This is a genomic window from Cupriavidus sp. 05N40 (genome assembly GCF_056397305.1).
In genome coordinates this window covers 1-1,421 of the sequence record NZ_JBFTND010000435.1, presented here as the reverse complement: position 1 = coordinate 1,421, position 1,421 = coordinate 1, and the positions used below count along the sequence as shown (strand labels likewise).

General features: G+C 67.6%; 1 protein-coding gene. It reads right to left on the bottom strand.

Annotated features, from left to right (window positions below; genetic code table 11):
• Positions 1-1,421: type II secretion system protein GspD (locus AC1DO7_RS41295; protein ID WP_477117577.1), on the bottom strand; the 1,421-nt coding region annotated here is incomplete at both ends.

Below are 1,421 nucleotides of genomic sequence, written 5' to 3'. Positions count from 1 at the left end.
GGCGCGGGCTGCGCCGCGGCACCGGGATCGGCGGCGGTGCCGGCTGGCGCGGCCGCGGCCGCGGCTGGCAGCGATACGGGCATGGCCACGGCCTGCGCGGCGCCCGCGCCGGGCTGGCCGGACAGCGCGATCAGTGGTGCGCGGGCGGACGGCACGGTCAGGCCCTCGGGCCGCAGCCGCAAGCTCGTTTCCGTTCCCGCGGCGAAGGTCAGCACGGCTGGCGCGGGACGCTCGATATTGCGGATCAGGTGGGGCGTGATCGATAACACGATCTCGGTGTTCTGGTTTTCGTCGGCGGAGCTGCCGAACAGGCGGCTGAGCACCGGCAGGTCCCCGAGGCCGGGAATCTTCTTCGCGTTGCGGCGGTCCTCGTCGCTGATCAGGCCGGCCAGCACCTGGTTCTCGCCGTCGCGCAGGCGCAGCGTCGTGCTGGCCGTGCGCGTGCCGATCTGGTAGGCCACCGAGCCCGACTTGGTCGTGAGCTGGCTCACGATGTTGCTGACTTCGAGCGAGACCTTGATCGCCACGTCGTTGTCCAGGTGCACCGCAGGCTCCACGTCCAGCTTCAGGCCGACATCAATGTAGTTGATGGACTCCGATGCGAAGCCGGTAGCGGTGGATGTGGTGGTGATCAACGGCACGCGGTCGCCGATCAGGATCTTGGCCTTCTCGTGGTTGCGCGCGCGGATGCGCGGATTGGCGAGCAGCTTCGCGGAGGACTCGATGGTGCCTGCGTTGATGGTCAGCGGCCCGATGCCGGCCGCCACCTTCGAGCTGGTCAGGTTCATCAGGTCGCGCAGCGTCAGCACGCCGCCGGCGGCGGATGGGATCGGGGTCAGGCTCAGGCTGTCGGGCCAGGCCACGCCGAGCGTGGTGAGCCGGTCGCGCTTGACCTCCAGGATCTCCACCTCCAGCATGACTTCCGGCTCCGGCACGTCGTGCAGCGCCACCAGCCGCGACGCCAGCCGGATCGCCTCGGGGCTGTCGCGCACGATCAGCATGTTGAGCTTGTCGTCGACGACGACGTCGCGCGTCTTGAGGATGGTCTTGAGCGTGTTGGCCACCATCTTGGCGTCGGTGTTGGCGAGGTGGAAGGTGCGGACCATCAGCTCCTGGTAGTCCTTGAGCTTGTTCGGCGTGTTCGGGTAGATCAGCACCGTATTCTCGTTGAGCACCTGCTGCTCGAGCTGGTTCGTCAGCAGCGTGAAGAACACCACGGACTCGACCGTGCTGTTGCGCAGGAACACCGTGGCCTTCTGGTCTGTGCGCACGTCCTTGTCGAACAGGAAGTTCAGCCCGGACGAGCGCGACACCACCTCGAACAGCTGCTTCAGCGTGACGTCGCGGAACTCGATCGAGATCGGCTTCTTGTAGGCGAGCGCCAGCATCGAGTCGGCCGGGCGGCCGCCGATGTCCTCGGC